This is a genomic window from Streptomyces sp. WY228 (genome assembly GCF_019287315.1).
Taxonomy (GTDB): domain Bacteria; phylum Actinomycetota; class Actinomycetes; order Streptomycetales; family Streptomycetaceae; genus Streptomyces; species Streptomyces caviscabies.
This window is the reverse complement of the sequence record NZ_CP079114.1, coordinates 3,727,521-3,752,298: the sequence shown is the minus strand read 5'-3', so window position 1 is coordinate 3,752,298 and position 24,778 is coordinate 3,727,521. Positions and strand designations below refer to the sequence as shown.

Below are 24,778 nucleotides of genomic sequence, written 5' to 3'. Positions count from 1 at the left end.
TCCGGTGGCGGTCGGGGAGCCGGGCTTCGTAATGTCTCCATCGTCGTCGGGGGTATTACCCGAGGCCTCGTCCGTACGTCCCGTGGGGGGAACCCTTATGTCCGTCGCCGGTCTGCGCACAGCTGCCCGCGAGACCGTCTCGGGGATGCCCCGCGCGTTCTGGTGGCTGTGGACCAGCACCCTGGTCAACCGTCTCGGCGCGTTCGTCGCCACCTTCATGGCCCTGTATCTGACCCTGGACCGGGGCTACTCCGCCTCGTACGCCGGGCTCGTCGCCGCCCTCCACGGGCTGGGCGGGGTCATCTCCTCGCTCGGCGCGGGAGTGATGACCGACCGGCTCGGGCGGCGGCCCACCATGCTGATCGCCCAGACGTCCACCGCCGTGTCGGTGGCGGTGCTCGGGTTCATGCAGCACCCCCTCGCCATCGCCGCCGTGGCGTTCCTCGTCGGCATGGCGAGCAACGCCTCCCGCCCTGCCGTGCAGGCGATGATGGCGGACATCGTGCCCCCGAAGGACCGGATCCGGGCCTTCTCGCTCAACTACTGGGCCATCAACCTCGGCTTCGCGATCTCCGCCACCGCCGCCGGGTTCATCGCCGAGTACAGCTACCTCGCCGGCTTCCTCGGCGAGGCCCTGATGACGCTCGTCTGCGCCGTCCTCGTCTTCCTGAAGGTGCCGGAGTCACGGCCCGAGCAAGCACGCGCGAAGACCGCCGACGGAAAGCGGCCCGAGGACGAGGTGCGGCTGACCACCGTCCTGCGCGACGGGCGCTTCATGGGCGTCGTGGGGCTGTCGTTCCTGGTGGCGCTGATCTTCCAGCAGGGTTACGTGGCGCTGCCGGTGGCGATGGGCACGGACGGGCTCTCCAGCTCCGACTTCGGCACCGCCATCGCCGTCAACGGCGTGCTGATCGTGGTCCTCCAGATCCCCGTCACCCGCTTCATCCAGCACCGCGACCCGCGCCGGCTGCTGATCCTCTCCTCGCTGCTCGCCGGGTACGGCTACGGGCTCACCGCCTTCGCCGGGTCGGTCGGCGCGTACGCCCTGACGGTGTGCGTCTGGACGCTGGCCGAGATCGTGAACGCGCCCACCCAGACGGGCCTGGTCGTACAGCTGTCGCCCGCCCGGGGCCGGGGCCGCTACCAGGGCATGTACACGATGTCCTGGTCGGTGGCCGCGCTCGTCGCACCGCTGATGTCCGGCTTCGTGATCGACCACTACGGCGCGTCCTGGCTCTGGGCCCTCTGCGCCGTGATCGGCACCGTCGCGGGCTTCGGCTACTGGCTGCTGATGCGCAACCTGCCGCGCGAGGAGCAGGTCGCGGCGGAGGCCCTGCCGGAGCCCGCGCCCGTGCCGGCCGATGCGGTGGAGCGGGCCTGCTGAGCGGTACGCGGACGGCTGCCCGCCCGGAGCTTCTGCACCCGTACGCGGACGGCGCCCGCCCGGAGGATGATCCGGGCGGGCGCCGTCCGTTTCGTACGCGTACCGCGCGGCGCGGTTCAGCCGGAGCAGCCGCCGCACTGGCACGGGGCGCCGGACTGGCAGCCGCACCCGCAGCCCGCGCCGCAGCCGCAGGCGCCGAGCACGCCACGGTGCACCACGTCGGTCGGGGTCTCCTGCTGGGGTTCGGTCATGGGGGAATCGGCCATGGTCCCTCCTCGGGGGCGTACGGCTGGGGCGGCCGTCGGCATGGTGCACCGCCCCCGCCCCATTGCATGCCCATCCCGGCGGGCGCATCAACGGCGCATACGCGCAGGAACGTATGTGCGACTCGCGTACGCCGGTGAAGCGCGCCGTCTCCGCCGGCGTGTCCGGTACGACGACGCGCCGCCCCGCCGTACCGGGGCCGCCGCCGCACCCCCGTGCCGTACCGGAGCGGCCGCTACGCGCCCTCGACCGGGGCCGCCGCCTGGATGTCGTCCGCGTGCTCGCCCGTCACCAGGTAGACCACGCGCTTGGCGACCGACACCGCGTGGTCGGCGAAGCGCTCGTAGTAGCGGCCCAGCAGCGTCACGTCGACGGCCGTCTCGATGCCGTGCTTCCAGCGGTCGTCCATCAGGTGCTGGAACAGCGTGCGGTGCAGCAGGTCCATCTCGTCGTCATCCTGCTCCAGCTGGAGCGCCAGATCGACGTCCTTGGTGATGATGACCTCGGCCGCCTTCGCCATCAGGCGCTGGGCGAGCTGGCCCATCTCCAGGATGGTGGCGTGCAGGTCGTGCGGGACCGCCGACTGCGGGAAGCGCAGCCGGGCCAGCTTCGCCACGTGCTGGGCGAGGTCGCCCGAGCGCTCCAGGTCGGCGCTCATCCGCAGCGAGGTCACCACGATGCGCAGATCGGTCGCCACCGGCTGCTGGCGGGCCAGGAGCGCGATGGCGCGGGCCTCCAGGTCGTGCTGGAGGTCGTCGACCTTCTGGTCGCCGGCGATCACGTTCTCCGCCAGCGTCAGGTCGGCGTCGAGCATGGACGTGGTCGCCCGTCCGATCGCCGAGCCGACCAGCCGGGCCATCTCGACCAGGCCTTCTCCGATCGAATCGAGTTCCTCGTGGTAAGCGTCGCGCATGGAAGTCCCTCTCCAGTTCCAAACTGAGGCCGGGGTCTCGGACCGACCCCCACGGTGACACGGTGGGGGCCCAACGCGTCCGGATCCGACCCCCTAAGTGAACCGGCTCCTACCCCTCGGTGAACTCTGGGCGACGAGTGTTCGAGATGGCACTCGGACGGCTGGGAGGGAGTCGTCGCACCCGCATAACCTTGAAGCATGGACGTGAACGCGGCGGTCGCCGCAGCGGCGGCGATCGCCGGTCTCCTGACCGGTGTGATCGCCATGCTGGCGTTCCGCTGGAGCGAGCGCGACCTGAAACGGCCCACGCGTACGTCACTGCGGCCGGACAGCAACGCGGCTCTTCCCCCCGGAGTGGACACCGTCCTCTCCGTGCTCAGCTCCTCCGCCGTCGTCCTCGACGAGAGCGACGGCGTGGTCAAGGCCAGCTCCGCGGCGTACGCCCTGGGCCTGGTCAGAGGCGGCCGACTGGCCGTCGAGCCCATGCTCAACATGGCGCGGGACACCCGGCGGGACGGGGAGATACGACAGGTCGAGCTGGATCTGCCCCGGCGCGGCACGGGCCGGGGCGACACCCTCGCCGTCTCCGCCCGGGTCGCCCCGCTGGGCTCGCGGCTGGTGCTGCTGCTGGTCGAGGACCTCACCGAGGCCCGCCGGATAGAAGCGGTACGGCGCGACTTCGTCGCCAACGTCAGCCACGAGCTCAAGACCCCGACCGGGGCGCTCTCGCTGCTCTCCGAGGCGGTCATGGACGCCTCCGACGACCCGGAGGCCGTGGAGCGGTTCGCCGGACGGATGCAGATCGAGGCGACCCGGCTCACCAACCTCGTCCAGGAGCTCATCGACCTCTCCCGGGTGCAGAACGACGACCCGCTGGAGGACGCCGAGCCGGTCAAGGTGGAGACGCTGGTCGCCGAGGCGATCGACCGCTGCCGCCAGCAGGCCGGCTCCAAGCAGATCACCATGGCCTCCGCGGGAGCCGAGGGCCTCACGGTCTGGGGCAACCGCGGCCAGCTCGTCGGCGCGCTCGGCAATCTCGTCGAGAACGCCGTCAACTACAGCCCCGCCCACACCCGCGTCGGCATCGCCGCGCGCCGGATGGCGTCGCCCGGCGGGGACCTCATCGAGATAGCCGTCACCGACCAGGGGATCGGCATCTCCGAGAAGGACCGCGAACGGGTCTTCGAGCGGTTCTACCGCGTCGATCCGGCCCGCTCCCGGGCCACCGGTGGCACCGGTCTCGGCCTCGCCATCGTCAAACACGTGGCCGCCTCGCACGGCGGGGAGGTCACCGTCTGGAGCTCCGAGGGACAGGGCTCCACCTTCACCCTCCGGCTGCCCGAATCGGGCGTCACGAGGGAGCGCACCACCGGCGGACCGCTTATCGTCAACGGCGACGACGAGGGGCCGTACGAGACCGATACCTTTGACCCCTTCCCTGCCCCGGAGGCTCTTCCGTGACCCGAGTGCTTGTCGTCGAGGATGAGGAATCCTTCAGCGACGCCCTGTCCTACATGCTGCGCAAGGAAGGTTTCGAGGTCGCCATCGCGGCGACCGGCCCCGACGGGCTCGACGAGTTCGAGCGCAACGGCGCCGACCTGGTCCTGCTCGACCTGATGCTGCCCGGACTGCCCGGCACCGAGGTGTGCCGCCAGCTCCGCAGCCGCTCCAACGTGCCGGTGATCATGGTCACCGCCAAGGACAGCGAGATCGACAAGGTCGTCGGGCTGGAAATAGGAGCCGACGACTACGTCACCAAGCCCTTCTCCTCCCGCGAGCTCGTCGCCCGCATCCGGGCCGTCCTGCGCCGCCGCGGCGAGCCTGAGGAGGTCACCCCGGCCGCTCTGGAGGCGGGCCCGGTCCGGATGGACGTGGACCGGCACGTGGTCACCGTCTCCGGCGGCAAGGTCGACCTCCCGCTCAAGGAGTTCGACCTGCTGGAGATGCTCCTGCGCAACGCGGGCCGGGTGCTGACCCGGATGCAGCTCATCGACCGGGTCTGGGGCGCGGACTACGTCGGCGACACCAAGACCCTCGACGTCCACGTGAAGCGGCTGCGCGCCAAGATCGAGCCCGACCCGGGCGCGCCGCGCTACCTGGTCACCGTGCGCGGCCTGGGCTACAAGTTCGAGCCGTAGACCGCGGACGGTCCGTACACGCCGAAGGGCGCTTCCCGGCCGGGAAGCGCCCTTCGGCGTACGTGGTGCGTGCTGCTGCCGCGCGGTCTGCGTTACGGGGCGGAGCCGCCGCGTCAGTTGGCCGCGGGCACGTCGCCCGTGCCCTGCGCGGCCGCGTCGCCCTGCGCGCCGGTCTCGCCCTGCGCGCCCTCGGTGGCCCCGCCGTCCGCCGGCGTACCGCCCGTCGCGCCCTCGGTCGCGGCGGGGGTCTCGCCGTTGCCGGTCGCCTCGCCCGAGGGTGTCGGGCTCGGCTTCGGCGCGGGGGCCTCCGCCTTCGGGCTGGGGCCGAAGTCCTTGAAGAAGCCCTCGGCCGGGAAGACGCTGGCGCCGAGGCCGACGTCGCCGGTCCGGCTGAGCTTGAAGACGACCTGCTGGACGTCGCCGTTGCGCGCGGCCTCGCCGCTGTTCTCGATCACGGCGGCGGCGTTGCCCTTGCCGCCGATGATGACCTGGCCGCCGGCCGGGACCACGATCGGGCCCTTGCCCTGGGCGGCCTGGAGCTTCACCTCGACGTTGCTGCCGGGCAGCGTGATCGCCTCCAGCACCTCGCGCTCGGTGCCGCCGTTGAACAGCGTCGCCGCGACGACGGCGGGGCCGTCGGCGCCACCGTCGGGCTGCGTGATCACGTTCACGTTCTGGACCTTGATGCTGCCGACCGAGGTGGCCGGGTTGTCCGGCCTGATCTTGAGCGTCTCGGCGTTGTTGCCCGCCGCGCAGGCGGACAGGGAGACGATCGAGAACACGGTGGCGGTGGCGGCGAGGGCGCCGTGTCGAAGGCTGCGGCTCACGGCGGCGGCAACTCCTTGAACGATCGGACTGCGGGCTACGGACGTCGGGCGTCGAGCGGTGGGGTAAAGCCGCCCTAAGGGTGTGTCAGCGGCCTTAGGCTACCGAGCCGCCCCGCCCGCCCTGCACCCGACCCGCCTCTAGGGCCTGTCGCGTCGGCCGGGGGTGGGTCCGATCGGCGATCACGGGCGGGGCCGGGCTGCCGCGAGGGTGTTCTACCGGTCGGTAGGTCATGTGCCGTTCACATAATCCGTGTGATCAATTCTTCCGGCCGTGTCGTCGCTTCTTCTCCATTCCCCGCTTCGGGGCGGAAAGGGCGCCGCACGACATGTGGCTTGATCAATTTCATTGCGGTCCGGCAGTTACGTCCGTACAGGTGAGCGGTCACCGAACGGAGTACGGAATGATCGCCATCTCCAAACCGACAAAACGGGACTTTCGGCCTCTTCTGCAGGGCTTCCGGGGTGTGTGACGTGGGTGTTTCGCCCCGGGTGCACAGTGGCTCCGACCTGCGAATACCGTCTTCCGGATGCCTTCCGCAGCACGTTCGTGTCGCTGTTGTCAAGCCCCGAGATATGCCCTGACCTGCGAAAACGCCATTCAGGAGATGCAGTTCTCGTGTTACTCTGGATAGCCACGGAAGGGGTACCTGTCACATGACGTTCAAGGTTGGCGACACCGTGGTCTATCCCCATCACGGGGCCGCGCTGATCGAGGCTATCGAAACTCGCCAGATCAAAGGCGTGGACAAGACCTACTTGGTGCTCAAGGTCGCCCAGGGCGACTTGACGGTTCGTGTGCCGGCGGACAATGCGGAGTTCGTGGGTGTGCGCGACGTAGTCGGGCAGGACGGGCTGGACCGGGTCTTCGAGGTGCTGCGCGCACCGTATGCCGAAGAGCCGACGAACTGGTCCCGGCGTTACAAGGCAAATCTCGAAAAGCTCGCCTCCGGCGATGTCATCAAGGTCGCCGAAGTAGTGCGTGACCTGTGGCGTCGGGAGCGCGAGCGCGGTCTCTCCGCCGGAGAGAAGCGCATGCTCGCCAAGGCCCGCCAGATCCTGGTGAGCGAGCTCGCTCTCGCGGAGAACACGAACGAGGACAAGGCCGAGGCTCTGCTCGACGAGGTCCTCGCGTCCTGACACCGGATCGCACCGGTCGTATGAATGTGCCGCGGTGCCCGCTGACCAGCCGTTTTCACGCTGTGTCGTCGGGCGCTGCGGCATGTTCGGACCCGCGTCCGGTGTATCCGGTGCCCGACTGCCGGTGATCCCCCGTGCCCGCGGTGCGATCCGCGTATGCGGAGACCGTCGGTGCGTGACGGCCTCCGGTGGTGCGTGAGCGCCCGATGCGACCTGTCCTCGCCCGGGCGGGGTCACGGAAGGGGCCCGGTGCGAGTCAGGGCGTCACGCCCGGCTCGCTGGGCCCCTACCCATGTCGGTCGTGGAAACAAACCTGCCGATCCTTCGGACCTTCGGAGTGCAACCGATGCCATCGACGACACCCCCGGCCGACGCGCCGCGCCCGCCCCGTACCGCCGCGGTGATTCCCGCCGCCGGGCGGGGCGTGCGGCTCGGGCCGGGCGCGCCCAAGGCCCTCCGGACGCTCGGCGGGACGCCCATGCTGATCCACGCCGTTCGCGCCATGGCCGCCTCCCGTGCCGTCTCCCTCGTCGTGGTCGTCGCCCCGCCGGACGGCGCGCCCGAGGTGAAGCACCTCCTGGACGAGCACGCGCTGCCCGAGCGCACCGACTATCTGGTGGTGCCGGGCGGTGAGACCCGCCAGGAGTCGGTGGGCCTGGGCCTCGACGCGCTGCCCGAGGACGTCTCCGTCGTCCTGGTCCACGACGCCGCCCGCCCGCTGGTGCCGGTCGACACGGTCGACGCGGTGGCCGCCGCCGTACGGGACGGAGCGCCCGCCGTCGTTCCCGCGCTGCCCCTCGCGGACACCGTCAAGGAGGTCGAGCCCGCCGGGACGCCGGGGGAGCCGGAGCCGGTGATCGCCACTCCCGTACGGGCCAGGCTGCGCGCGGTGCAGACGCCGCAGGGCTTCGACCGGGACACGCTGGTGCGGGCGCACGCCGCGGTCGCGGTCGACGGCGAGGGCGCCACGGACGACGCGGGCATGGTGGAACGTCTCGGGCAGCCGGTGGTCGTCGTGCCCGGCCACGAGGAGGCGTTCAAGGTGACCCGGCCGCTCGACCTGGTGCTGGCCGAAGCGGTACTCGCCCGCAGGAGGGCCAACGATGGTTTCTGACACCTCTGCGACGGGGCCCGCCCCCGTCATCCCGCTCGTCGGCATCGGCACCGACATCCACGCCTTCGAGGAGGGCCGCGAGCTGTGGTGCGCGGGCCTGAAGTGGGAGGGCGAGGGCCCCGGGCTGGCCGGCCACTCGGACGCCGACGTCGTCGCGCACGCCGCCTGCAACGCGCTCTTCTCCGCCGCCGGCCTCGGCGACCTCGGGCAGCACTTCGGCACCGGCCGCCCCGAGTGGTCCGGGGCCGCGGGCATCACGCTGCTCACCGAGGCCGCCCGGATCGTCCGCGCCGGCGGCTTCGAGATCGGGAACGTCGCCGTCCAGGTCGTCGGCCTCCGCCCGAAGATCGGCAAGCGCCGCGAGGAGGCCCAGAAGGTGCTGTCCGCCGCCGTCGGCGCCCCGGTCTCGCTCTCCGCCGCTACCTCCGACGGGCTCGGCTTCACCGGCCGCGGTGAAGGCATCGCCGGTATCGCGACCGCCCTGGTCTACCGGACCGGCTGACCCGCGGCGGCGTCCCGGGCCGCCTGCTGCACATCACTTGCACGTACGCTGAAGACGCAAGCGATGTGTCCCATGAGGCGGGAGTGGTACCGGTGGCCAGCGCGACCACGGTGATGACGGGGGCGGCGACCGTCCGGGCCGGCGCCGACGGCGGTCACGAGGACGCCGGATACGTCCTGCGCACCGCCACGGCCGACGATCTCGGCGGGGCGCGGGCCGTGATGCTCGACACCGTCTACCGCGACCTGAGGTCCGGCTATGTACCCCGCTGGCACGCCGACATCATCGACCCCGAGGCCGCCTACCTCCGCCCGGAGCGCTGCACCCTGCTCGTCGTCGAGCACCGCGGCGAGATCGTCGCCACCGGGGCCGTACGCGACCGGGGACCGCAGGCACCGCCCAATCCGCAGTGGGTCGCCGACCGCTTCCCCTCCGGCTCCACCGCGCAGCTCTGCCGGATCTATGTGCGCCCCGAGCACCGCAGGCACGGGCTGGCCCGGCGACTGGTGCGCGAGCTGGGGGAGTTCGCGGTGCGGGTGGGCGGCTACACGGCCCTGTATCTGCACACCGACCCCGCCGTGCCGGGCGCCGAGCCCTTCTGGCGTTCGCTGGCCCGTGAGGTGTGCGACGAGCGGACGCTGCCCGGGGGCGGGCAGGGGATCGTCCACTTCGAGCTGCCGATGCCGGTCCCGGGTTCACCAGGCAACCCCGCCCAATAGATGACAATCGTTTTCATATAAGGTCGCTCCCATGCCCACGCCCCGTCGCCTCCGCCGCGCCGCGCTGCCGCTCGCCGCGACCGCGCTCCTCGCCGCCGCCGTCACCGCCTGCACCTCCTCCGGAGGGTCGGGCGGCTCCGGCGGCGACCAGCGGCTGAAGGTGGCCCTGGCCTTCCCGCCCGCCCAGGCCATGTCCCCGTACGGCGACGACGCCGTCACCCTGAGCCGGCTCGCCGTCGTCGAAGGGCTCACCCGGCTCGACCGCGACGGTGAGGCCGAGCCCGCGCTCGCCACCTCCTGGAAGCGCGACGGCGACCGGGCCTGGCTGTTCACCATCCGGCCGGACACCGTCTTCCAGGACGGCACGAAGCTCGACGCCGCCGCCGTGGTCCGCTCGCTGGCCGCCGCGCAGCAGGCCTCCCCGAAGCCCCGGGTGCTGTCCGACATCACGCTCACCCCCACGGCCGAGGGCGCGGACACCGTACGGATCACGACGAAGGACGCCGACCCGCTGCTGCCCCAGCGGCTCGCCAACCCGTCGCTGAGCGTCCTGTCCGCCGGCGCGTACGCGAAGAGCGGCGCCAAGGTCGACCCCGCCGGGCACGCCACCGGCCCCTTCACCCTCGCCGAGGTCAACGGCGCGGTCAGCGCCACCCTGGAACGCAACGACACCTACTGGGGCGCCAAGGCGAAGGCCCCCGGCGTGGACGTGAAGTTCGTCGCCGACGGCACCGCCCGCGCCAACGCGCTGCGGACCAAGGACGTCGACGTCGCCGAGTACGTCCCCATCTCGCAGGCCTCCCTGCTCGGCGACGGCCTGGTCCACGAGTTCCCCTCCGCCCGCACCAACGGCCTCTCCCTCAACACCGGGCGCGGCGTCTTCGCCGACCCGGCGATGCGCGCCGCCGCCCGCGCGGCCATCGACCCCAAGGCCCTGGTCGACGGCGTCTACGAAGGCCGCGCCGACACCGCCCAGGGGCTGCTCGGCCCCGGCGTCCCGTGGGCCGCCGACCTCCGCACCGCCCCCACCGGCCGGGCGAAGGCCGCCACCCCGGCCGAGGTGCGGAAGACGCCCGAGATCGTGCTCGCCACGTACACCAACCGGCCCGAACTGCCCGAGGTCGCCACCGTCGTCCAGCAGCAGCTGGAGAAGAGCGGCTTCACCGTCAAGCAGGTCGTCCGCGACTACGCGCAGATGGAGGCCGACGCGCTGGCCGGGAAGTACGACGGGTTCATCCAGGCCCGCAACACCCTCCTGGACACCGCCGACCCGGTCTCCTACCTCGCCTCCGACTTCACCTGCGACGGCAGCTTCAACATCACCCAGCTCTGCGCGAAGCCCGTCGACACCGCCGTCGACAAGGCCGCCGCCCTCGCCGACACCGACGCCCGGCACAAGGCCGAGATGACCGCCGAGGCCGCGATCCTCGGCTCCGACGCCCTCGTCCCGCTCGTCCACGAACGCTTCGTCCAGGGCTACGACGACGCCCGCGTCCAGGGCGTCGCCCTCGACCCGATGGAACGCACCCTCATCACCGCCGACACCCGCATCGGGTGACCGCGTGAAGTACCTCGCCGGACGGCTCGGCACGCTCCTCGCCGTCGTCGCGGTGATCGGGCTGCTGCCCTGGCTGACCCGGACCGACCCGGCCCGCACGATCCTGCACGCCCGCTACGCCGACCGGGCCCCGACCCGCGAGACCCTCGCCGCGATCCGCGCCGAGACCGGGCTCGACGGCGGCCCGGCGCACGTCCTCGGCGACTGGCTCGGCGGGCTGTTCCGGGGCGACCTCGGCACGTCCTGGGTCTCCGGGCAGCCCGTCGGACCCGATGTGAGAGCCGCGCTCGGCAACTCCCTCACCCTGATGGGCGTCTCGCTCGCCGTCGCCGTCCTCCTCGCCCTCGCGCTGAGCGCGGCCACCCTCCGGCGCGGAGCCGCGCGCCGGATCGTCCGGGTGCGCGCCGGAGCGGGCGCGGCGGTGCTCGCCGCGCTGCCGGAGTTCCTGCTCGCCGCCGTCCTGGCCACCGTGTTCGCCGTACACCTCGGATGGTTCCCGGCGCTCGGCTGGGGCGCCCCCGACCAGCTCGTCCTGCCCGCGCTCGCCATGGGCGTACCGGCGGGGGCGCTGCTCGGCCGGCTGCTGGACGACGCCCTGCCCGGCGCGTTCGCCGAACCCTGGGCGAAGGCCGCCGCCGCGAGCGGCCTGCCGGGCCGGATCGTCGCCCGGCACGCCCTGCGCCGTACGCTGCCGGGCCTGCTGCCCCAGCTCGGCCTGGTCGCGGTCGGGCTGACCGGCGGGGCGGTCGCCGTCGAGACGCTGTACACGATCCCCGGCCTCGGCGGTACGGCCCTGGCCGCCGCCCTCGCCCAGGACCTGCCCGTCCTCCAGGCGGCCGTCCTCGTCCTGCTGCTCCTCGGCGTCGCCGCGGGCCTGCTCTCCCGCCTCGCCGTCCGCGTCCTCCTCGGACCCGCGCTCACCGACCGCGCGCTGCCCGCCCTGGTCGCGCCCCGGCTGCCCGGCCGCCGCGCGGTCACCGTCGCCGCCCTCGTCCTCGGCGGCCTGCTGATCGCGGTCACCGTCGCGGGCCTCCTGCGCGACCCCCTCCACCTCGACACCGCCGCCCGGCTCGCCGGCCCCTCCGCCGCGCACCCCTTCGGCACCGACAACCTCGGCCGCGACGTCCTCGCACGCCTCGGTCACGGGGCCGCCCGCACCGCGCTCGCCGCCGTCGCCGTCGGAGCCGTCACCCTCGTCCTCGGGCTGCTCCTCGGGGCGCTGCGCGCCGGAGCGCTCACCGAGACCGCGAACGCGCTCCCCGCCGTCCTCGCCGGACTCGTCCTCGCGGGCATCGCCGGGCCGGGCCCCTGGGGCGCGGCCGCCGCCGTGGCCGCCGTCGCCTGGGCCCCGCTCGCCGCGCACACCGCCGCGCTGTACGCCCAGGAGAAGGCGGCCCCGCACCTCGCCGCCGCCGTCGCCCTCGGCGCGGACCGGGCCCATCTGCTGCGCCGCCACGTCCTGCCCGGCGTCCTGCCACCGGTGGCCCGCCACGCCCTGCTCCGCATCCCGGCCATCGCGCTCGCCCTGGCCTCCCTCGGCTTCCTCGGCCTCGGCACGCAGGCGCCCGCGCCGGAGTGGGGCCGGATGCTGTCGGAGAACATGCCGTACGCGGAACGCGCCCCGTGGGCCGTCCTCGCTCCGGCCGCCGCGCTCGCGGTCCTCGGCGCGCTGGCGGTCCTCACCTCGGCCGCTGTGCGCGGGCGCACCCCGGCGGGCCTGAAGTGAACCGGCCCGCGCCGGGGTCCGCGCCCGCAGTCGCTGATGCGCCAGGGTCCGTGCCGGAGCCAGCGCCCGGGGCCGGGTCCGCGCCCGCGCATGGTGATGCGCCCGCGCCCGCGCCCGGGTCCGGAGCCACGCCCGCACTCGCGGATGCGCCAGGGCCTGTGCCGGAGCTAGCGCAGGAGCCCGTGCCCGGGTTCTTGCCCGCACTCGCTGACGCGCCCGGGCCCCCGCCCGCACTCGCTGACGCGCCAGGGCCGGAGCCCGCGCCCGCACCCGGATCCCCGCCCGCACTCGCTGAAGCGCCCGCCGAAAACCGCCGCTTCCGCCCCCGCCTCGCGAGCGCCCCCACCCCCTACCTCCGGCTCCTCACCGCCACCCAATTCGCCTTCAACATCGGCTTCTACGCCGTCCTGCCCTATCTGGCCACCCACCTCGGCAGCGGCCTCGGCATGGCGGGCTGGCTCGTCGGACTCGTCCTCGGGCTGCGCACCTTCAGCCAGCAGGGCCTGTTCGTCGTCGGCGGCGCGCTCACCGACCGGTACGGCCCGCGCCCCGTCGTGCTGGCGGGCTGCGCCCTGCGGATCGCCGGGTTCGGCTGGCTCGCCTTCGCCGGATCCACGGCCACCGTCATCGGGGCCGTCCTCCTCATCGGCTTCGCCGCCGCCCTGTTCTCCCCGGCCGTCGAGTCCGAGGCCGCCCGCGAGGCCGTCCGGCACGAACGGGACACCGGCGCCCCGCGCGCCCACGTCCTCGCCCTGTTCTCCGCCGCCGGACAGGCCGGAGCGTTCCTCGGGCCGCTGCTCGGCTCGCTGCTCCTGCTCCTGGGCGGCGGCTTCCGGGCCGCCTGCCTCGCCGGGGCCCTCGTCTTCGTCGCCGTACTGACCGGGCACGCCCGCCTGATGCCGCACACCACCCCCGTACGGGAACCGGCACAGGCGCAGCCCCCGGCACAGGAACAGCCCCCGGCACAGCAGTCCGCCCCGCACGTCGTCACCCGTACGGCTCAACCGGCGCGGTCGTCCTGGCGCGCGGTCTTCGCCGACCGCCCCTTCCTGCTGCTCTGCCTCGCGTACTCCACCTACCTCGTCGCCTACAACCAGCTCTATCTCTCGCTGCCCGTCGAGGTGGAGCGCGCCACCGGCTCGCAGGCCGCGCTCGGCTGGCTCTTCGCGCTCTCCTCGCTGCTGGTCGTCGTCGCCCAGATGCCGGTGACCCGCTGCTCCGCCCGCCGGATCGCCCCGCGCACCGCACTCGTCACCGGCCTCGCGGTCGTCGCCGCGGGCTTCGCCGCCGTACCGCTCACGCCCGCGGGCCCCGGCGGTCTGCTGCCCGGCGCCGCGCTCGTCGTCCTGCTGACCCTGGGCCAGATGCTGCTGGTCCCCGCCGCCCGGGGCCTGGTGCCCGACCTGGTCGAGGACCGGCACCTCGGGCTGGCCACCGGGGCGCTGTCCTCCGTCTCCGGGGTCGCCGTCCTCGCCGGCAGCGCCGCGACCGGCGCCCTGCTGGAGGCGTCCGCGCCCGTGCGGTGGGCGGCGCTCGCGGCGGTCCCGCTCGCCGGGGCGCTCCTGGCGTTCACCCTTCCGGCGGGACGCGGCGGGAAGGAACAGGGAGCGCGCGCGGTTACGGGGTAGAAGCATCGGACCCACCGCCCGCAGGCACTCAGGAGGACGTACGCCATGACCGCCGCTCTCTCCACCGAGCTCAAGAACCTGCTCGACACCCCTGTGTTCGTCAACATCGCCACCATCCAGCCCGACGGCAGCCCCCAGGTCTCCCCGGTCTGGGTCAAGCGCGACGGTGACGACGTCCTGATCTCCACCACCGTCGGCCGCCGCAAGGAGAAGAACCTCCGCCGCGACCCCCGCGTCACCGTGGTCGTGCAGCCCTTCGACGCCCCGTACAGCTACGCCGAGATCCGCGGCGAGGCGACGCTGACGACGGACGGCGGGCAGGAACTGATCGACGAGCTCTCGGTGAAGTACACCGGCAAGCCGTACGCCGAGTTCAACCCGAACTCCGGCGCCGACGACCCCCGCGTGGTCGTCCGCATCTCCGCGCGCAAGGTCGTCGGCAGCATCTGAGGGCCCCTCCGGGCCCGGAGAGCGCCGCACACGGCTGAAACGCACGCCGGAAAACGCTCTCCGGGCCGCTTCGGACCATCCCGGTATCAGAAAGTTGTCCCCGCGATCCCCAAGGGTCGCGGGGCACTGGTGCGGGCCTACTACCCTTGAGGCGTGACTATTCGCCTGCACGACACCAACGCCCGGCAGATCCGTGACTTCGTCCCGCTCACCGCGGGCTGTGTCTCGATCTACCTCTGTGGCGCCACTGTCCAGGCAGCACCGCATATCGGCCACATCCGCTCGGGCCTGAACTTCGACATCATGCGCCGCTGGTTCGCCTACCGCGGCTACGACGTCACGTTCATCCGGAACGTCACCGACATCGACGACAAGATCATCGCGAAGTCCGCCGAACAGGGCCGCCCCTGGTGGTCGATCGGCTACGAGAACGAGCGCGCGTTCAACGACGGCTACGACGTGCTCGGCTGCCTGCCGCCCACCTACGAGCCCCGCGCCACCGGCCACATCCCCGAGATGATCGAGATGATGACCGGCCTGATCGAGCGCGGTCACGCCTACGAGGCCGACGGCAACGTCTACTTCGACGTCCGCTCGCTCCCCAGCTATCTGGAGCTCTCCAACCAGGAGCTGGACGATCTGCGTCAGCCCTCCGGCGAGGGCGAGACCGGCAAGCGCGACCAGCGCGACTTCGCCATGTGGAAGGCCGCGAAACCGGGCGAGCCCAGCTGGGAGACGCCGTGGGGCCGCGGCCGGCCCGGCTGGCACCTGGAGTGCTCGGCGATGGCCCACAAGTATCTGGGCTCCGCCTTCGACATCCACGGCGGCGGCATCGACCTGATCTTCCCGCACCACGAGAACGAGATCGCCCAGGCCAAGGCGTACGGCGACGAATTCGCCAGGTACTGGGTGCACAACGGCTGGGTCACCATGTCCGGCGAGAAGATGTCGAAGTCGCTGGGCAACTCCGTCCTCGTCAGCGAGATGGTCAAGCACTGGCGCCCGATCGTCCTGCGCTACTACCTCGGCACCCCGCACTACCGGTCGATGATCGAGTACAGCGAGGAGGCCCTGCGCGAGGCCGAGTCCGCGTTCGCCCGGATCGAGGGCTTCGTCCAGCGCGTCACCGAGAAGGTCGGCGAGACCGTCGCGCCCGCCGCCGAGGTGCCGCCCGCCTTCGCCGAGGCGATGGACGAGGACCTCGGCGTACCGCAGGCGCTGGCGATCATCCACACCACCGTCCGCCAGGGCAACAGCGCGCTCGCCGCCGACGACAAGGAAGCCGCCGCGGCCCGCCTCGCCGAGGTCCGGGCCATGCTCGGCGTCCTCGGCCTGGACCCGCTCGACCCGCACTGGGCGGGCGAGGGCGACCGGGGCGAGGATCTGCACGGCGTCGTCGACACCCTCGTCCGCCTCGTCCTCGACCAGCGGCAGTCGGCCCGTACGCGCAAGGACTGGGCCGCCGCCGACGCCATCCGCGACCAGCTCAACCAGTCCGGCCTCGTCATCGAGGACAGCCCCACCGGCCCCCGGTGGACGCTGGGACCGCGCTGAGCACCCGCTCCGAGCAGTGAGATGGTGCCGCCCGGCGAGCCGGGCGGCACACTTTCCTTATACGTACGTACGTCTGAAAGCAACGAAACAGGTAGATCATGGCCGGGAACAGCCAGCGCAGGAACCGCCGCACGTCCAACAAGAAGGGCGCGCAGGTCGGCAGCGGTGGCAAGCGACGCCGTGGCCTGGAGGGCAAGGGTCCGACCCCGCCCGCGTCCGCCCGTAAGGGACACAAGAAGAACCGGGTCGCCAACGCCCAGGCCAAGCAGGCCGCGGCCCGCCGCCCCGCGCCCCGGCGCGGCGGCGTGAAGGGCACCTCGGAGATGGTGGTCGGCCGCAACCCGGTCTACGAGGCCCTGCGCGACGGCGTCCCCGCCGTGACGCTGTACGTCCAGCAGTACATCGACAACGACGAGCGCGTCCGCGACGTGCTCAAGCTCGCCGGCGACCGCGGCACCATCAACCTGATGGAGGCCCCGCGCCCCGAGCTGGACCGGATGACGAACGGCCTGAACCACCAGGGCCTCGTCCTCCAGGTCCCGCCGTACGAGTACGCGCACCCGGACGACCTGCTCGCCGCCGCCGACGACAACCACGAGGACCCGCTGATCGTCGCCCTCGACGGGGTGACCGACCCGCGCAACCTCGGCGCGATCGTCCGCTCGGTCTCCGCGTTCGGCGGCCACGGCGTGGTCGTCCCCGAGCGCCGCGCGGCCGGCATGACCGCCGGAGCGTGGAAGTCCTCCGCCGGCACGGCCGCCCGCACCCCCGTCTCCCGGGTCACCAACCTCACCCGCGCGCTGGAGGGCTACCAGAAGGCGGGCCTCACGGTCGTCGGCCTGGCCGCCGACGGTGAGCACACGGTGGAGGACCTGGAGGAGCTGGCCGGTCCCGTCGTCATCGTCATCGGCAGCGAGGGCAAGGGCCTCGGCCGCCTCGTCGGCGAGACCTGCGACTACCGGGTGCGGATCTCGATGCCCGGCGGCGCGGAGTCGCTCAACGCCGGTGTCGCGGCGGGCATCGTGCTGTACGAGGTGGCGCGCCGCCGCTCCTGAGACGTACGGCGTTCGCCCGTCGACGGGCCCGTCCGCCGGGCGAGTTGACGCGCGAACGCCGAACATCCATCCAGGATGCCCGAGTTTGGCCTGATCTTGACGGGTCTCGGACACATCCGGTGCGGTCAAGGCAGTGTCCTAAACACACATCACTCGGTTAGATGAGTGTGGACACCAGAACGCCTCGGTTCGACGAACAACCCGCCCTGAGCATGACCAAGGTGGACAGCGACCCCGCGCAGGTCATCGTCAACCACGCCAGCTTCCGGGTGCAGCTCGCCCCGGGCCAGCGCACACGGCTGCGCGGTGCCCCCGCGGACACGGCCCGCATCCCCGCCATGAGCGGCGCCGGCGGAGGCCGCAGGCGGGCACCCGTCGTCTGGAGCGGCAAGTCCGCTCCCGGCGACCCCGGCGCGACCGGCCTCCTCCAGGCCGTGCGCAACTCCACCGCAGGACACCTCGACGCCGGACTCGGCGGCCTCGGCGGGGCCTCCGTGGACGGGCACGGGCAGGAAGCGGGCGCGACACAGGTCATCCCGCTCCTGGAGGAGACCCAGCCCAACCCCGTGATGACCGCGCCCCACCGGCCGGGACACACCGGACCGCTGCTGCCGCCCATGCGGCAGGCCGTCGGCGCGTACGACGACCCGGTCGACGGCCCCGGCCGCCCCGACGGCATCGACGACGACTACGACGACGCCGAGGACTCCCGCTCCCGGCGGAGCACGGGCGACCCCGTCCGCCACGCCTACTACCCCGGCCACCGGATGAACCTGGGCGTCGTGCTGCTCCCCATGCGGGTGCTCCTCGGCTTCATCTCCATCTACGCCGGCATGGGCAAGCTGTGCGACCCCGTCTACTTCGACGGCGGCGAGCGCGGCTCGATGGTCAAGTGGCTGACCTCCCTGCACCCGTGGGCGCTGGCCGAGCCGCTGCGCGACTTCGCGCTCTCCCACCCGGTCGGCGCCGGACTGACCGTCGCCTTCCTCCAGGTCGTCGTCGGCGTCCTCACCGTCCTCGGCCTCTGGCAGCGGGTCGCCGCCGCGTTCGGCGCACTGCTCTCCGCCGCGCTGCTGGTCACGGTCAGCTGGCGCACCGTCGCGGTCTACGACGCCCCCGACATCATCCTGCTCGCCGCCTGGAGCCCGCTGATCATCGCCGGCGCACCCGTCTACTCCGTGGACGGCCGACTGGCCGGCGAAGCCTGGCGCAAGCTCGGCCCGCGCTCGGAGATCTGGGACCTGCGCCGCCGGGTCCTGCGCCGGGGCACCGTCGTCGCCACGGTCGTCGTCGGCCTCACCCTGCTCATCGGCTCCATCCTCGGCGGCGCGGTCCGCTCCACCGAGGTCGTCACCGTCCCCGGCCGCAACGACAACCCCACCAACCGCCTCCCCGGCATGCCGCTGCCCCAGGAGTCCACCGGCGAACGCCAGGCCTCCCGTACGCCGGAGCAGGAGCGCCGCCCGGAGCCCAGCAGCTCCGGCACGGCCACCACCCCCGCCACCGGCCAGGTCACCCCGGGCGCGACCCGCGACTCCGGCGGCCAGAGCACCGGTTCGGGCACCCAGCCCAGCGAGACGCAGGGCACCGGCCAGGAGCCCCCGCAGCAGTCCACCCCGCAGCAGCCCCCGGCCGCCACCAGCGCCGGACCCACCTCCTCCGGCTCCACCGGCGGCGACGACTCCTCCGGCGGAGGCGGCGAACCGGCCCCCACCGGCGGCTCGACCTCCTCCGGCGGCGAGGGCTCGACCTCGGGCGGCGGCCGCAACCCCATCGGCGGCCTGCTCGGCTGACCGTACGACAACGACAACAAGGGCGGCTCCCACCCGGCAAGGAGAACCGGGCGGGAGCCGCCCTTCGTATGCGTGCGTAAGGGACGCCGTGTGCGTACGTCGCGTACGTACGGGAAGCTGTCAGGTGCTGTGCGAGCCGAGCTCCCGGGCCGCCTCGGTGAGGTCCTTGGCGGTGTCGATGGCCCGCCAGTACGCCCCGTTCGGCAGCGGATACCCGGCGAGCCGACGCTCACGGGCGAGCCGCGGGAAGGTGGTCCGCTCGTGGTCGCCCCGGTCCGGCAGCAGCTTCGTGAACGCGGGCGAGAACACGTACACACCGGCGTTGATCAGATACGGCGACGGCGGCGACTCGATGAAGTCGGTGATGTGCCCGAACGCGTCCGTCTCCACCGCACCCCACGGGATCCGGGGCCGGGCGAGGGCCAGGGTGGCGGTGGCGTCGCGCTCCGCGTGGAAGGCGGCCATCTCCCGCAGGGAGAAGCGCGTCCAGATGTCGCCGTTGGTGGCGTACCAGGGCTGCTCCGGATCGGGCAGCCGCCCGGCCGCGTACTTCAGCCCGCCGCCGCGCCCCAGCGGCTCGGTCTCCACGACGGTGGTGACCCGGAGCGGCAGCACGGCCGCCTCCAGCCACTCCTGGAGCACCTCGGCGAGATGCCCGCAGGAGACCACGGCGTCGGTGACTCCCTCGGCGGCCAGCCAGGACAGCTGATGGCCGATGATCGGAGTCCCGGTTCCGGGGATCTCGACCATCGGCTTGGGGCGGTCGTCGGTGTACGGCCGCAGCCGCGACCCCTGGCCACCGGCAAGGATCACGGCCTGCGTCGGATACGTATGCATGGCAGGCACGATATGCGGTGCCCGCCGGCAGGAGGCGGCGCTGCGCGCGCGACCGCCTCCCGGGCTCAGCCTCCGGGGCTCAGCTGAACTGCGCGACGCCGGAGGCGAACGAGGTGTCGCAGACGGGCCGGGAGAAGCGGTGCGCCCGGGTCGGGCCGTACTGCTCGACGGCCGCCTTGCCGAGCGCCTTCGCGATCGACATGCAGTGGCGGGCGAGGGACGGACGCTGCTCGACGGCGCGCTGGAGGCCCGTGAGCGCGGTGCCCGGGTCCTTCTCCTGGAGCTCCACGAGCAGCTTCTCGCGCAGGACGTCCTGCGGGGCGTGCGGCTTCGCGGGCTTGGACACGGCCTCCGAGGAGGCGGCCAGCAGCTGGGAGTCGCTGTCCGAGTCCGCCCACTGGACGCTGGTGACCGCGAGGGTCCCGGACAGAACCATGACGACGGGCAGGACGAGAGCGAGGGATCGGCCGATGCGGCGCGCGGTGTGGGTCACGCAGCGAGCGTAGCGGCCAGTGATGACTTGACGACATTTCGTCACCCTCTCGGGGGATGGTTCGACGCGCCCTTTCGAATACGAGGTTGACGAACCGGGGTGAAATGTCCTGTGTGCCGGGGTATTTGACACCGCCCGACACCGAAACCCAAACCCGCCGGGACCACGCAAACGGCCCCGCACCGCCGGGCGATGCCGGGGTGCGGGGCCGTGCGTACGGCGGGAGGCGGGTCAGTTGGTGAGCCGCTCGCCGGTGGAGGTCGCGAAGACGTGCAGCTCGTCCGGGCGCGGCACGACGTGCAGCTCGGTGCCCTTCTCCGGGACGGCGCGGCCGCCGACGCGGACGACCAGGTCCTTGTGCTCGCCGCCGACCTGCGTGGCGCCGTAGACGAAGCCGTCGGCGCCGAGCTCCTCGACGACGTTGACGGAGACGGCGAGACCGGCCGGCGCGTCCGAGGCGTCCTTGGTCAGCGACTTCGCGGCGGCGCCGCCGTGCTCGACGATGTCGAAGTGCTCGGGGCGGATGCCGACCGTGACGGTGGTGTCACCGCGGTCCGCGGCGGCGCTCAGCGCCTCACGCGACACCGGCACGACGCTGTTGCCGAACTTCACGCCGCCGTCGGTGATCGGGACCTCGACGAGGTTCATCGCGGGGGAGCCGATGAAGCCGGCGACGAAGAGGTTCGCCGGGCGGTCGTACATGTTGCGCGGCGAGTCGACCTGCTGGAGCAGCCCGTCCTTCAGCACCGCGACCCGGTCGCCCATGGTGAGGGCCTCGACCTGGTCGTGGGTGACGTACACGGTGGTGATGCCGAGGCGGCGCTGCAGCGAGGCGATCTGCGTACGGGTGGAGACACGGAGCTTGGCGTCGAGGTTCGACAGCGGCTCGTCCATGAGGAAGACCTGCGGCTCACGCACGATGGCCCGGCCCATCGCCACACGCTGACGCTGACCACCGGAGAGCGCCTTCGGCTTGCGGTCCAGGTACTCGGTGAGGTCCAGCATCTTGGCGGCCTCTTCGACCTTCGCCCGGATCTCGGTCTTGTTCACACCGGCGATCTTGAGCGCGAAGCCCATGTTGTCCGCGACGGTCATGTGCGGGTAGAGCGCGTAGTTCTGGAACACCATGGCGATGTCCCGGTCCTTCGGCGGCAGGTGCGTGACGTCGCGGTCACCGATGCGGATCGCGCCGCCGTTGACGTCCTCAAGACCCGCGAGCATGCGCAGGGAGGTCGACTTGCCACAACCGGAGGGACCGACGAGGACGAGGAACTCACCGTCCGCGATGTCGATCTCGAGCTGGTCCACGGCCGGCTTCGTGGAGCCGGGGTAGACGCGGGACGCCTTGTCGAACGTGACACTGGCCATGCTGAATCTTCTCCTCAACCGGCAGGAACGTGCCGGACGATCCGAGTAGGGAGTGGTCTGGTCCACAGACGCGAACCTGCCGTGACGCTACCTGGCGTTTTCCGATCTGTCAGTAGTCCGGAGCACACGGAAAACGCGGACGGGCGGGGCGCGGGGTTGGTTAGACTGCTCCGGCACGCCTCCTTAGCTCAGCTGGCCAGAGCAACGCACTTGTAATGCGTAGGTCGTCGGTTCGAATCCGACAGGGGGCTCACCGTGAAGCCCGGGTCGGATGTTCTTCGACCCGGGCTTCTCTGCTGTGGGCGGCGCATGGCCGTTCAGTGCTTGTTCAGTGGTTTCTTATCGCGATGCCGCAGGCTCGCACTGAGCCGACTCCATGGGGGGAACCACATGCTCCGCATCCACTTCGACGACGCGGATCTGGCCAGGACCCGACTCGCCCCCGCCCCCGATCCCCTGTTCGAGGTCGCCGCGAGCATGCACCGGTTGCAGTCCAGCCGGGGGCGCTGGGCGTATGCCGGGTGGTATCGGGCGGCGCGGCGGGAGCTGCGGGAGCAGGGGCTGGAGCGGGCTCTGCGGGGGGTGTTGTTGCCCATGTATCCCAGGGCCGCGTACTACCCGGACTTTCTTACGCCGGCCACCGGGGTGGAGGGGCTGGAAGCGGGGCTGGAGGCGTTGCTGGCCACGCCGTCGCAGCGGGTCGCGGAGGAGGTGGGCATGCTCGACCGGCTCATCGGGGCGCCCGGGTGGGCCGGGCGGCTGGCCGAGCATGACGTGCGCCAGGAGTTCGTGGGGGTTCTGCGTGCGTATTACGGTGCCGTCGTCGTGCCGCAGCAGGAGCGCATCCAGGCCCGGATCGAGGCCGAGCGGGCGGTGCGGGGCCGGGGGCTGCTGCATGGTGGGGTGGAGGGCATGCTCGCGGGGCTCGGGCCCATGCTGCGGTGGTGTCCGCCGGTGCTGGAGGTCGCGTATCCGCGGCAGACGCAGGACCGGGATCTGTATCTGAACGGGCGTGGGCTCACTCTCGTACCGTCGTATTTCAACTGGGGCGAGCCCGTCGCGTTCGCCGATCCGGGGCTGCCGCCGGTGCTCTGGTACTCGTTGCTGCACGAGCCCGCGGCCCGTCCCCTGCGGGCCGAGGATCCCGAGCGGTCGCTGGCCAATCTGCTCGGGCGGGCCCGGGCGGTCGCCCTGCGGGTGGCGGCCGGTGGTGCCACCACGGGGGAGATCGCCCGCGCGGCCGGGGTTTCGGCGTCCGCCGCCAGTCGGCATGCCACCGTGCTGCGTGACGCGGGGCTCATCACGACCACCCGCAACGGGCCCGCTGTTCTGCATACGCTCACTCCCACCGGTGCGTCCGTCCTGCGCGCCGCCCAGGCCCGGGCGGGCGAGGAGTCCGCCGACGCGCCGGGCTGAGCCGGGGCGGCCACCGTTCTTCGGGTGGTGCCCCCGGTCCGTTGTGGTGGGGGCGAAGAACGGTGGCGGCCGGAATCGTCGGGGAGCGCGGGGTGTGCTGCCCGGGCTCCGCCGTTCTCACTGTCGCTCGGACGGTCGGGGCCCGGCCACACTGTTGAGGCTGAGCGAAAAAGCGCACGTCATCGCAGGCGGTGCAGCAGTGTGCGGGGGTCGGGGCGGTCGGCGGGGGTGTACGCCAGGCAGTCGTGGATGATCTCCCGCCAGGGGTGCGGCAGTGCGGCCGGCAGCCGGAGCGGTCGGGCGGTGCGCGCGTAGCGTGCGGCCGCGTCGCAGCGTGCGGCGGTCGTGCTGCCGGGGAAGGGGAAGGCGCCGGTCAGGATGGTGTGGGCCAGGACGCCGAAGGCCCAGACGTCGACCGACGGCCGCACGCGTGTGCCCCGTTCGTCCATCTCCGGCCACAGCTGTTCGGGCGGGGTGTAGTCGCGGCTGGTGTAGGGCGGTGCGTAGGCGTGGGTTCCCTCCAGTTCGGCGGCCGTGTTGAAGTCGGCCAGCCGGACGGATCCGTCCGGCATCAGGAGGACGTTGGCCGGTTTGAGGTCTCCGTGCACCCAGCTCGCTTCGTGGAGCTGGGCCAGGCCTTCGCAGATCTGGAGCAGCACCGGGCCGGGGTCGGCCGGTGCCGGGGCGGTGGCCAGGCAGGACGCGGCCCGTTCGAGGACGAGGACGGTGGCGCCGTGGAGTTCCGGGTGCTGTGGGTCGTCGACGACGAGGGTGTCGTACATCCGGATCAGCCGGGGTGACCGCAGGCGGCCGAGCAGGGTGATCTCCCGCTCGACCAGGCCGCGGAGACGGTCCGGCCGGTGAGGGGTGCGGGCGCCGGTGGGCCAGACCTTGAGGGCGGCGGTACGGGGCGGGCCCTGGTCGCGGTGTGCCCCGTACACCGTGGTGAACGCGCCGGACGCGAGGGGCTCGTGGACTTCCCACGCCCCGATGCGGTAGCCCTTCGGGACGGTGACGGTGTGCCGGACGGTGGTCATCCGCATCCCTCGTGCGCGGGCGCGGCCAGGACGACGAGGTCGTCCTCGCGCACCAGGTCGAACCGCAGGGCGAGGGAGGCCAGCGTGTCCTTCTTGCCGTGGGCGCGCCGGCCGGGTTCGGCGGCTTCCGGGCCCGGCCGGACCCGCAGTTTCAGGGCCAGGTAGTCGATGTTCCAGTAGACGGAGGAGCGGTTGACCGTCGGCCATGCCGGGCGCAGTCGCTGTACGAGCTGGTCGACGGCGGGGGTCGGGGCGTGCGGTTCGCCGCGCAGGCGGGGTTCGCACAGGGCGGCCAGGACCGCGAAGTAGCGCTTGGTCCGGTCGAGGGTGAAGGCGGGGGCGGTCACGGGCCCCGGAAGTTCCCGGGTCTCCGTGCCGGCGAACACCTGGCGCGGCGCCCACACGTCGAAGGTCAGCAGATCGCCCGCCGCGGGCAGGACGACGCGGGAGAACTCGAACGCCACGGGTGCGTCGACCCGGCCGGGGGTGACCTTGATGTGCTCGCCCGCGCCTTCCGGGTTCTCCACCACGTAGGTCTGCTCGGCGCTGCGGTTGGTCAGGAGCCAGAAGTCGCGCTGTGCGGAGATCTCCCCGGCGATCCGGTGGACGCCTTCGTGGGCGATGGTGAGGCCGCCGGGTGTCTCGCGTCGGCCGAAGGTCAGGCTTTCCCCGGAGGCGATCCTGATCTGGCTGTCCGGGTGCGCGCATGCCGGAGGCACGACGATGACGCTGTACATGGACTTGTCCCCTCATCAAGCCATGAGGGCCACCCTCCCCCGGTCCAACACGGGGGAGCGTAGGCGAGGTTGTCGTACGGAGCAAAGGCTCCGGTGCGGGTGTGGCGCGCGTGTCGCCCGGGTGACGT

22 protein-coding genes, 1 tRNA gene and 1 pseudogene are annotated in these 24,778 nt (G+C 72.5%); 16 read left to right on the top strand and 8 right to left on the bottom strand.

The window, feature by feature from the left end; all coding sequences use genetic code 11:
- The first annotated feature begins 97 nt into the window (after positions 1-97).
- Positions 98-1,384: an MFS transporter gene (locus KV381_RS16330; RefSeq protein ID WP_050504825.1), complete on the top strand. Its 1,287-nt coding sequence runs from the start codon at positions 98-100 to the stop codon at positions 1,382-1,384.
- A 116-nt stretch (positions 1,385-1,500) separates the two neighbouring features.
- On the opposite strand, the gene KV381_RS16325 is transcribed toward KV381_RS16330, so the two are convergent.
- Complete coding sequence (locus tag KV381_RS16325; protein WP_210764238.1) at positions 1,501-1,650, bottom strand: hypothetical protein; 150 nt, start codon at positions 1,648-1,650, stop codon at positions 1,501-1,503.
- Between the two features lie 233 nt (positions 1,651-1,883).
- Positions 1,884-2,561, bottom strand: a complete 678-nt coding sequence (gene phoU, locus KV381_RS16320) for a phosphate signaling complex protein PhoU (protein WP_030078292.1) — start codon at positions 2,559-2,561, stop codon at positions 1,884-1,886.
- Positions 2,562-2,759: 198 nt separating this feature from the next.
- Between phoU and KV381_RS16315 the strand changes: the two genes are divergently transcribed.
- On the top strand, positions 2,760-4,022 hold the full coding sequence (locus tag KV381_RS16315; RefSeq protein ID WP_030078290.1) for a cell wall metabolism sensor histidine kinase WalK: 1,263 nt from the start codon (positions 2,760-2,762) through the stop codon (positions 4,020-4,022).
- The gene (locus KV381_RS16310) at positions 4,019-4,699 is read left to right on the top strand and encodes a response regulator transcription factor (RefSeq protein WP_003968183.1); all 681 of its coding nucleotides are present in this window, start codon (positions 4,019-4,021) and stop codon (positions 4,697-4,699) included. The genes KV381_RS16315 and KV381_RS16310 overlap by 4 nt, the downstream gene beginning before the upstream one ends.
- Before the next feature lie 113 nt (positions 4,700-4,812).
- Here the strand turns inward: KV381_RS16310 and KV381_RS16305 are convergent, their stop codons facing one another.
- Entirely contained in the window at positions 4,813-5,526 is a 714-nt protein-coding gene (locus KV381_RS16305; protein ID WP_103537384.1) for a DUF461 domain-containing protein, read from the bottom strand.
- A 654-nt stretch (positions 5,527-6,180) separates the two neighbouring features.
- Here KV381_RS16305 and KV381_RS16300 point away from each other — a divergent pair.
- The 11 genes from KV381_RS16300 to KV381_RS16250 all read left to right on the top strand — a co-directional run bounded on the left by KV381_RS16300 (position 6,181) and on the right by KV381_RS16250 (position 18,762).
- Positions 6,181-6,663, top strand: coding sequence for a CarD family transcriptional regulator (locus tag KV381_RS16300; protein WP_003953493.1), 483 nt, complete (start codon positions 6,181-6,183; stop codon positions 6,661-6,663).
- A 346-nt stretch (positions 6,664-7,009) separates the two neighbouring features.
- On the top strand, positions 7,010-7,777 hold the full coding sequence (ispD, locus tag KV381_RS16295) for a 2-C-methyl-D-erythritol 4-phosphate cytidylyltransferase (RefSeq protein WP_103537383.1): 768 nt from the start codon (positions 7,010-7,012) through the stop codon (positions 7,775-7,777).
- On the top strand, positions 7,767-8,279 hold the full coding sequence (gene ispF / locus KV381_RS16290; RefSeq protein WP_103511802.1) for a 2-C-methyl-D-erythritol 2,4-cyclodiphosphate synthase: 513 nt from the start codon (positions 7,767-7,769) through the stop codon (positions 8,277-8,279). The genes ispD and ispF overlap by 11 nt, the downstream gene beginning before the upstream one ends.
- Positions 8,280-8,392: 113 nt before the next feature.
- Positions 8,393-8,998: a GNAT family N-acetyltransferase gene (locus KV381_RS16285; RefSeq protein WP_103537390.1), complete on the top strand. Its 606-nt coding sequence runs from the start codon at positions 8,393-8,395 to the stop codon at positions 8,996-8,998.
- 31 nt (positions 8,999-9,029) lie between these two features.
- The gene (locus tag KV381_RS16280) at positions 9,030-10,556 is read left to right on the top strand and encodes an ABC transporter substrate-binding protein (protein WP_218785469.1); all 1,527 of its coding nucleotides are present in this window, start codon (positions 9,030-9,032) and stop codon (positions 10,554-10,556) included.
- Positions 10,557-10,560: 4 nt separating this feature from the next.
- Positions 10,561-12,282 (top strand): ABC transporter permease subunit, encoded by a 1,722-nt coding sequence (locus KV381_RS16275; protein WP_218785468.1) that lies wholly within the window; start codon positions 10,561-10,563, stop codon positions 12,280-12,282.
- A 389-nt stretch (positions 12,283-12,671) separates the two neighbouring features.
- On the top strand, positions 12,672-13,910 hold the full coding sequence (locus KV381_RS16270) for an MFS transporter (protein WP_373461208.1): 1,239 nt from the start codon (positions 12,672-12,674) through the stop codon (positions 13,908-13,910).
- A gap of 45 nt (positions 13,911-13,955) precedes the next feature.
- Positions 13,956-14,360 carry a PPOX class F420-dependent oxidoreductase gene (locus tag KV381_RS16265; RefSeq protein ID WP_030078272.1) on the top strand — a complete coding sequence of 135 codons (405 nt, stop codon included), beginning with the start codon at positions 13,956-13,958 and terminating at the stop codon, positions 14,358-14,360.
- A gap of 153 nt (positions 14,361-14,513) precedes the next feature.
- Positions 14,514-15,914, top strand: coding sequence for a cysteine--tRNA ligase (gene cysS / locus KV381_RS16260; protein WP_030078270.1), 1,401 nt, complete (start codon positions 14,514-14,516; stop codon positions 15,912-15,914).
- 98 nt (positions 15,915-16,012) lie between these two features.
- Positions 16,013-16,969: a 23S rRNA (guanosine(2251)-2'-O)-methyltransferase RlmB gene (gene rlmB / locus KV381_RS16255; protein ID WP_030078268.1), complete on the top strand. Its 957-nt coding sequence runs from the start codon at positions 16,013-16,015 to the stop codon at positions 16,967-16,969.
- Positions 16,970-17,130: 161 nt separating this feature from the next.
- Positions 17,131-18,762, top strand: coding sequence for a DoxX family membrane protein (locus KV381_RS16250; protein ID WP_256995075.1), 1,632 nt, complete (start codon positions 17,131-17,133; stop codon positions 18,760-18,762).
- Positions 18,763-18,882: 120 nt separating this feature from the next.
- On the opposite strand, the gene KV381_RS16245 is transcribed toward KV381_RS16250, so the two are convergent.
- The 3 genes from KV381_RS16245 to KV381_RS16235 all read right to left on the bottom strand — a co-directional run bounded on the left by KV381_RS16245 (position 18,883) and on the right by KV381_RS16235 (position 21,460).
- On the bottom strand, positions 18,883-19,599 hold the full coding sequence (locus tag KV381_RS16245) for a nucleotidyltransferase family protein (protein WP_218785467.1): 717 nt from the start codon (positions 19,597-19,599) through the stop codon (positions 18,883-18,885).
- A gap of 79 nt (positions 19,600-19,678) precedes the next feature.
- A complete protein-coding gene (locus KV381_RS16240; RefSeq protein ID WP_030078262.1) occupies positions 19,679-20,092 on the bottom strand; it encodes a hypothetical protein in 414 nt (137 codons plus the stop codon).
- Between the two features lie 231 nt (positions 20,093-20,323).
- Positions 20,324-21,460, bottom strand: coding sequence for an ABC transporter ATP-binding protein (locus tag KV381_RS16235; RefSeq protein WP_030078260.1), 1,137 nt, complete (start codon positions 21,458-21,460; stop codon positions 20,324-20,326).
- A 177-nt stretch (positions 21,461-21,637) separates the two neighbouring features.
- On the opposite strand from KV381_RS16235, the gene KV381_RS16230 reads away from it, so the two are divergent.
- Both KV381_RS16230 and KV381_RS16225 read left to right on the top strand, forming a co-directional pair.
- A tRNA-Thr gene (locus tag KV381_RS16230) sits at positions 21,638-21,711 on the top strand.
- Between the two features lie 139 nt (positions 21,712-21,850).
- Positions 21,851-22,876: a MarR family transcriptional regulator gene (locus tag KV381_RS16225; RefSeq protein WP_030078255.1), complete on the top strand. Its 1,026-nt coding sequence runs from the start codon at positions 21,851-21,853 to the stop codon at positions 22,874-22,876.
- A 185-nt stretch (positions 22,877-23,061) separates the two neighbouring features.
- Here the strand turns inward: KV381_RS16225 and KV381_RS16220 are convergent.
- Positions 23,062-23,913, bottom strand: a pseudogene (locus KV381_RS16220) (protein kinase); the annotation flags it as partial.
- The gene (locus KV381_RS16215) at positions 23,910-24,650 is read right to left on the bottom strand and encodes a hypothetical protein (RefSeq protein ID WP_030078251.1); all 741 of its coding nucleotides are present in this window, start codon (positions 24,648-24,650) and stop codon (positions 23,910-23,912) included. The gene KV381_RS16215 and the pseudogene KV381_RS16220, both read right to left, overlap by 4 nt.
- Positions 24,651-24,778: the final 128 nt, after the last annotated feature.

Coding starts and splice junctions, on each gene's coding strand:
- KV381_RS16235 (WP_030078260.1), bottom strand. CDS start 21,460: ATGGCCAGTGTCACGTTCGACAAGGCGTCCCGCGTCTACCCCGGCTCC.
- phoU (WP_030078292.1), bottom strand. CDS start 2,561: ATGCGCGACGCTTACCACGAGGAACTCGATTCGATCGGAGAAGGCCTG.
- KV381_RS16330 (WP_050504825.1), top strand. CDS start 98: ATGTCCGTCGCCGGTCTGCGCACAGCTGCCCGCGAGACCGTCTCGGGG.
- KV381_RS16285 (WP_103537390.1), top strand. CDS start 8,393: ATGACGGGGGCGGCGACCGTCCGGGCCGGCGCCGACGGCGGTCACGAG.
- ispF (WP_103511802.1), top strand. CDS start 7,767: ATGGTTTCTGACACCTCTGCGACGGGGCCCGCCCCCGTCATCCCGCTC.
- KV381_RS16280 (WP_218785469.1), top strand. CDS start 9,030: ATGCCCACGCCCCGTCGCCTCCGCCGCGCCGCGCTGCCGCTCGCCGCG.
- KV381_RS16225 (WP_030078255.1), top strand. CDS start 21,851: ATGCTCCGCATCCACTTCGACGACGCGGATCTGGCCAGGACCCGACTC.
- KV381_RS16300 (WP_003953493.1), top strand. CDS start 6,181: ATGACGTTCAAGGTTGGCGACACCGTGGTCTATCCCCATCACGGGGCC.
- KV381_RS16215 (WP_030078251.1), bottom strand. CDS start 24,650: ATGTACAGCGTCATCGTCGTGCCTCCGGCATGCGCGCACCCGGACAGC.
- KV381_RS16315 (WP_030078290.1), top strand. CDS start 2,760: ATGGACGTGAACGCGGCGGTCGCCGCAGCGGCGGCGATCGCCGGTCTC.
- ispD (WP_103537383.1), top strand. CDS start 7,010: ATGCCATCGACGACACCCCCGGCCGACGCGCCGCGCCCGCCCCGTACC.
- KV381_RS16250 (WP_256995075.1), top strand. CDS start 17,131: ATGAGTGTGGACACCAGAACGCCTCGGTTCGACGAACAACCCGCCCTG.
- KV381_RS16245 (WP_218785467.1), bottom strand. CDS start 19,599: ATGCATACGTATCCGACGCAGGCCGTGATCCTTGCCGGTGGCCAGGGG.
- KV381_RS16265 (WP_030078272.1), top strand. CDS start 13,956: ATGACCGCCGCTCTCTCCACCGAGCTCAAGAACCTGCTCGACACCCCT.
- KV381_RS16325 (WP_210764238.1), bottom strand. CDS start 1,650: ATGGCCGATTCCCCCATGACCGAACCCCAGCAGGAGACCCCGACCGAC.
- rlmB (WP_030078268.1), top strand. CDS start 16,013: ATGGCCGGGAACAGCCAGCGCAGGAACCGCCGCACGTCCAACAAGAAG.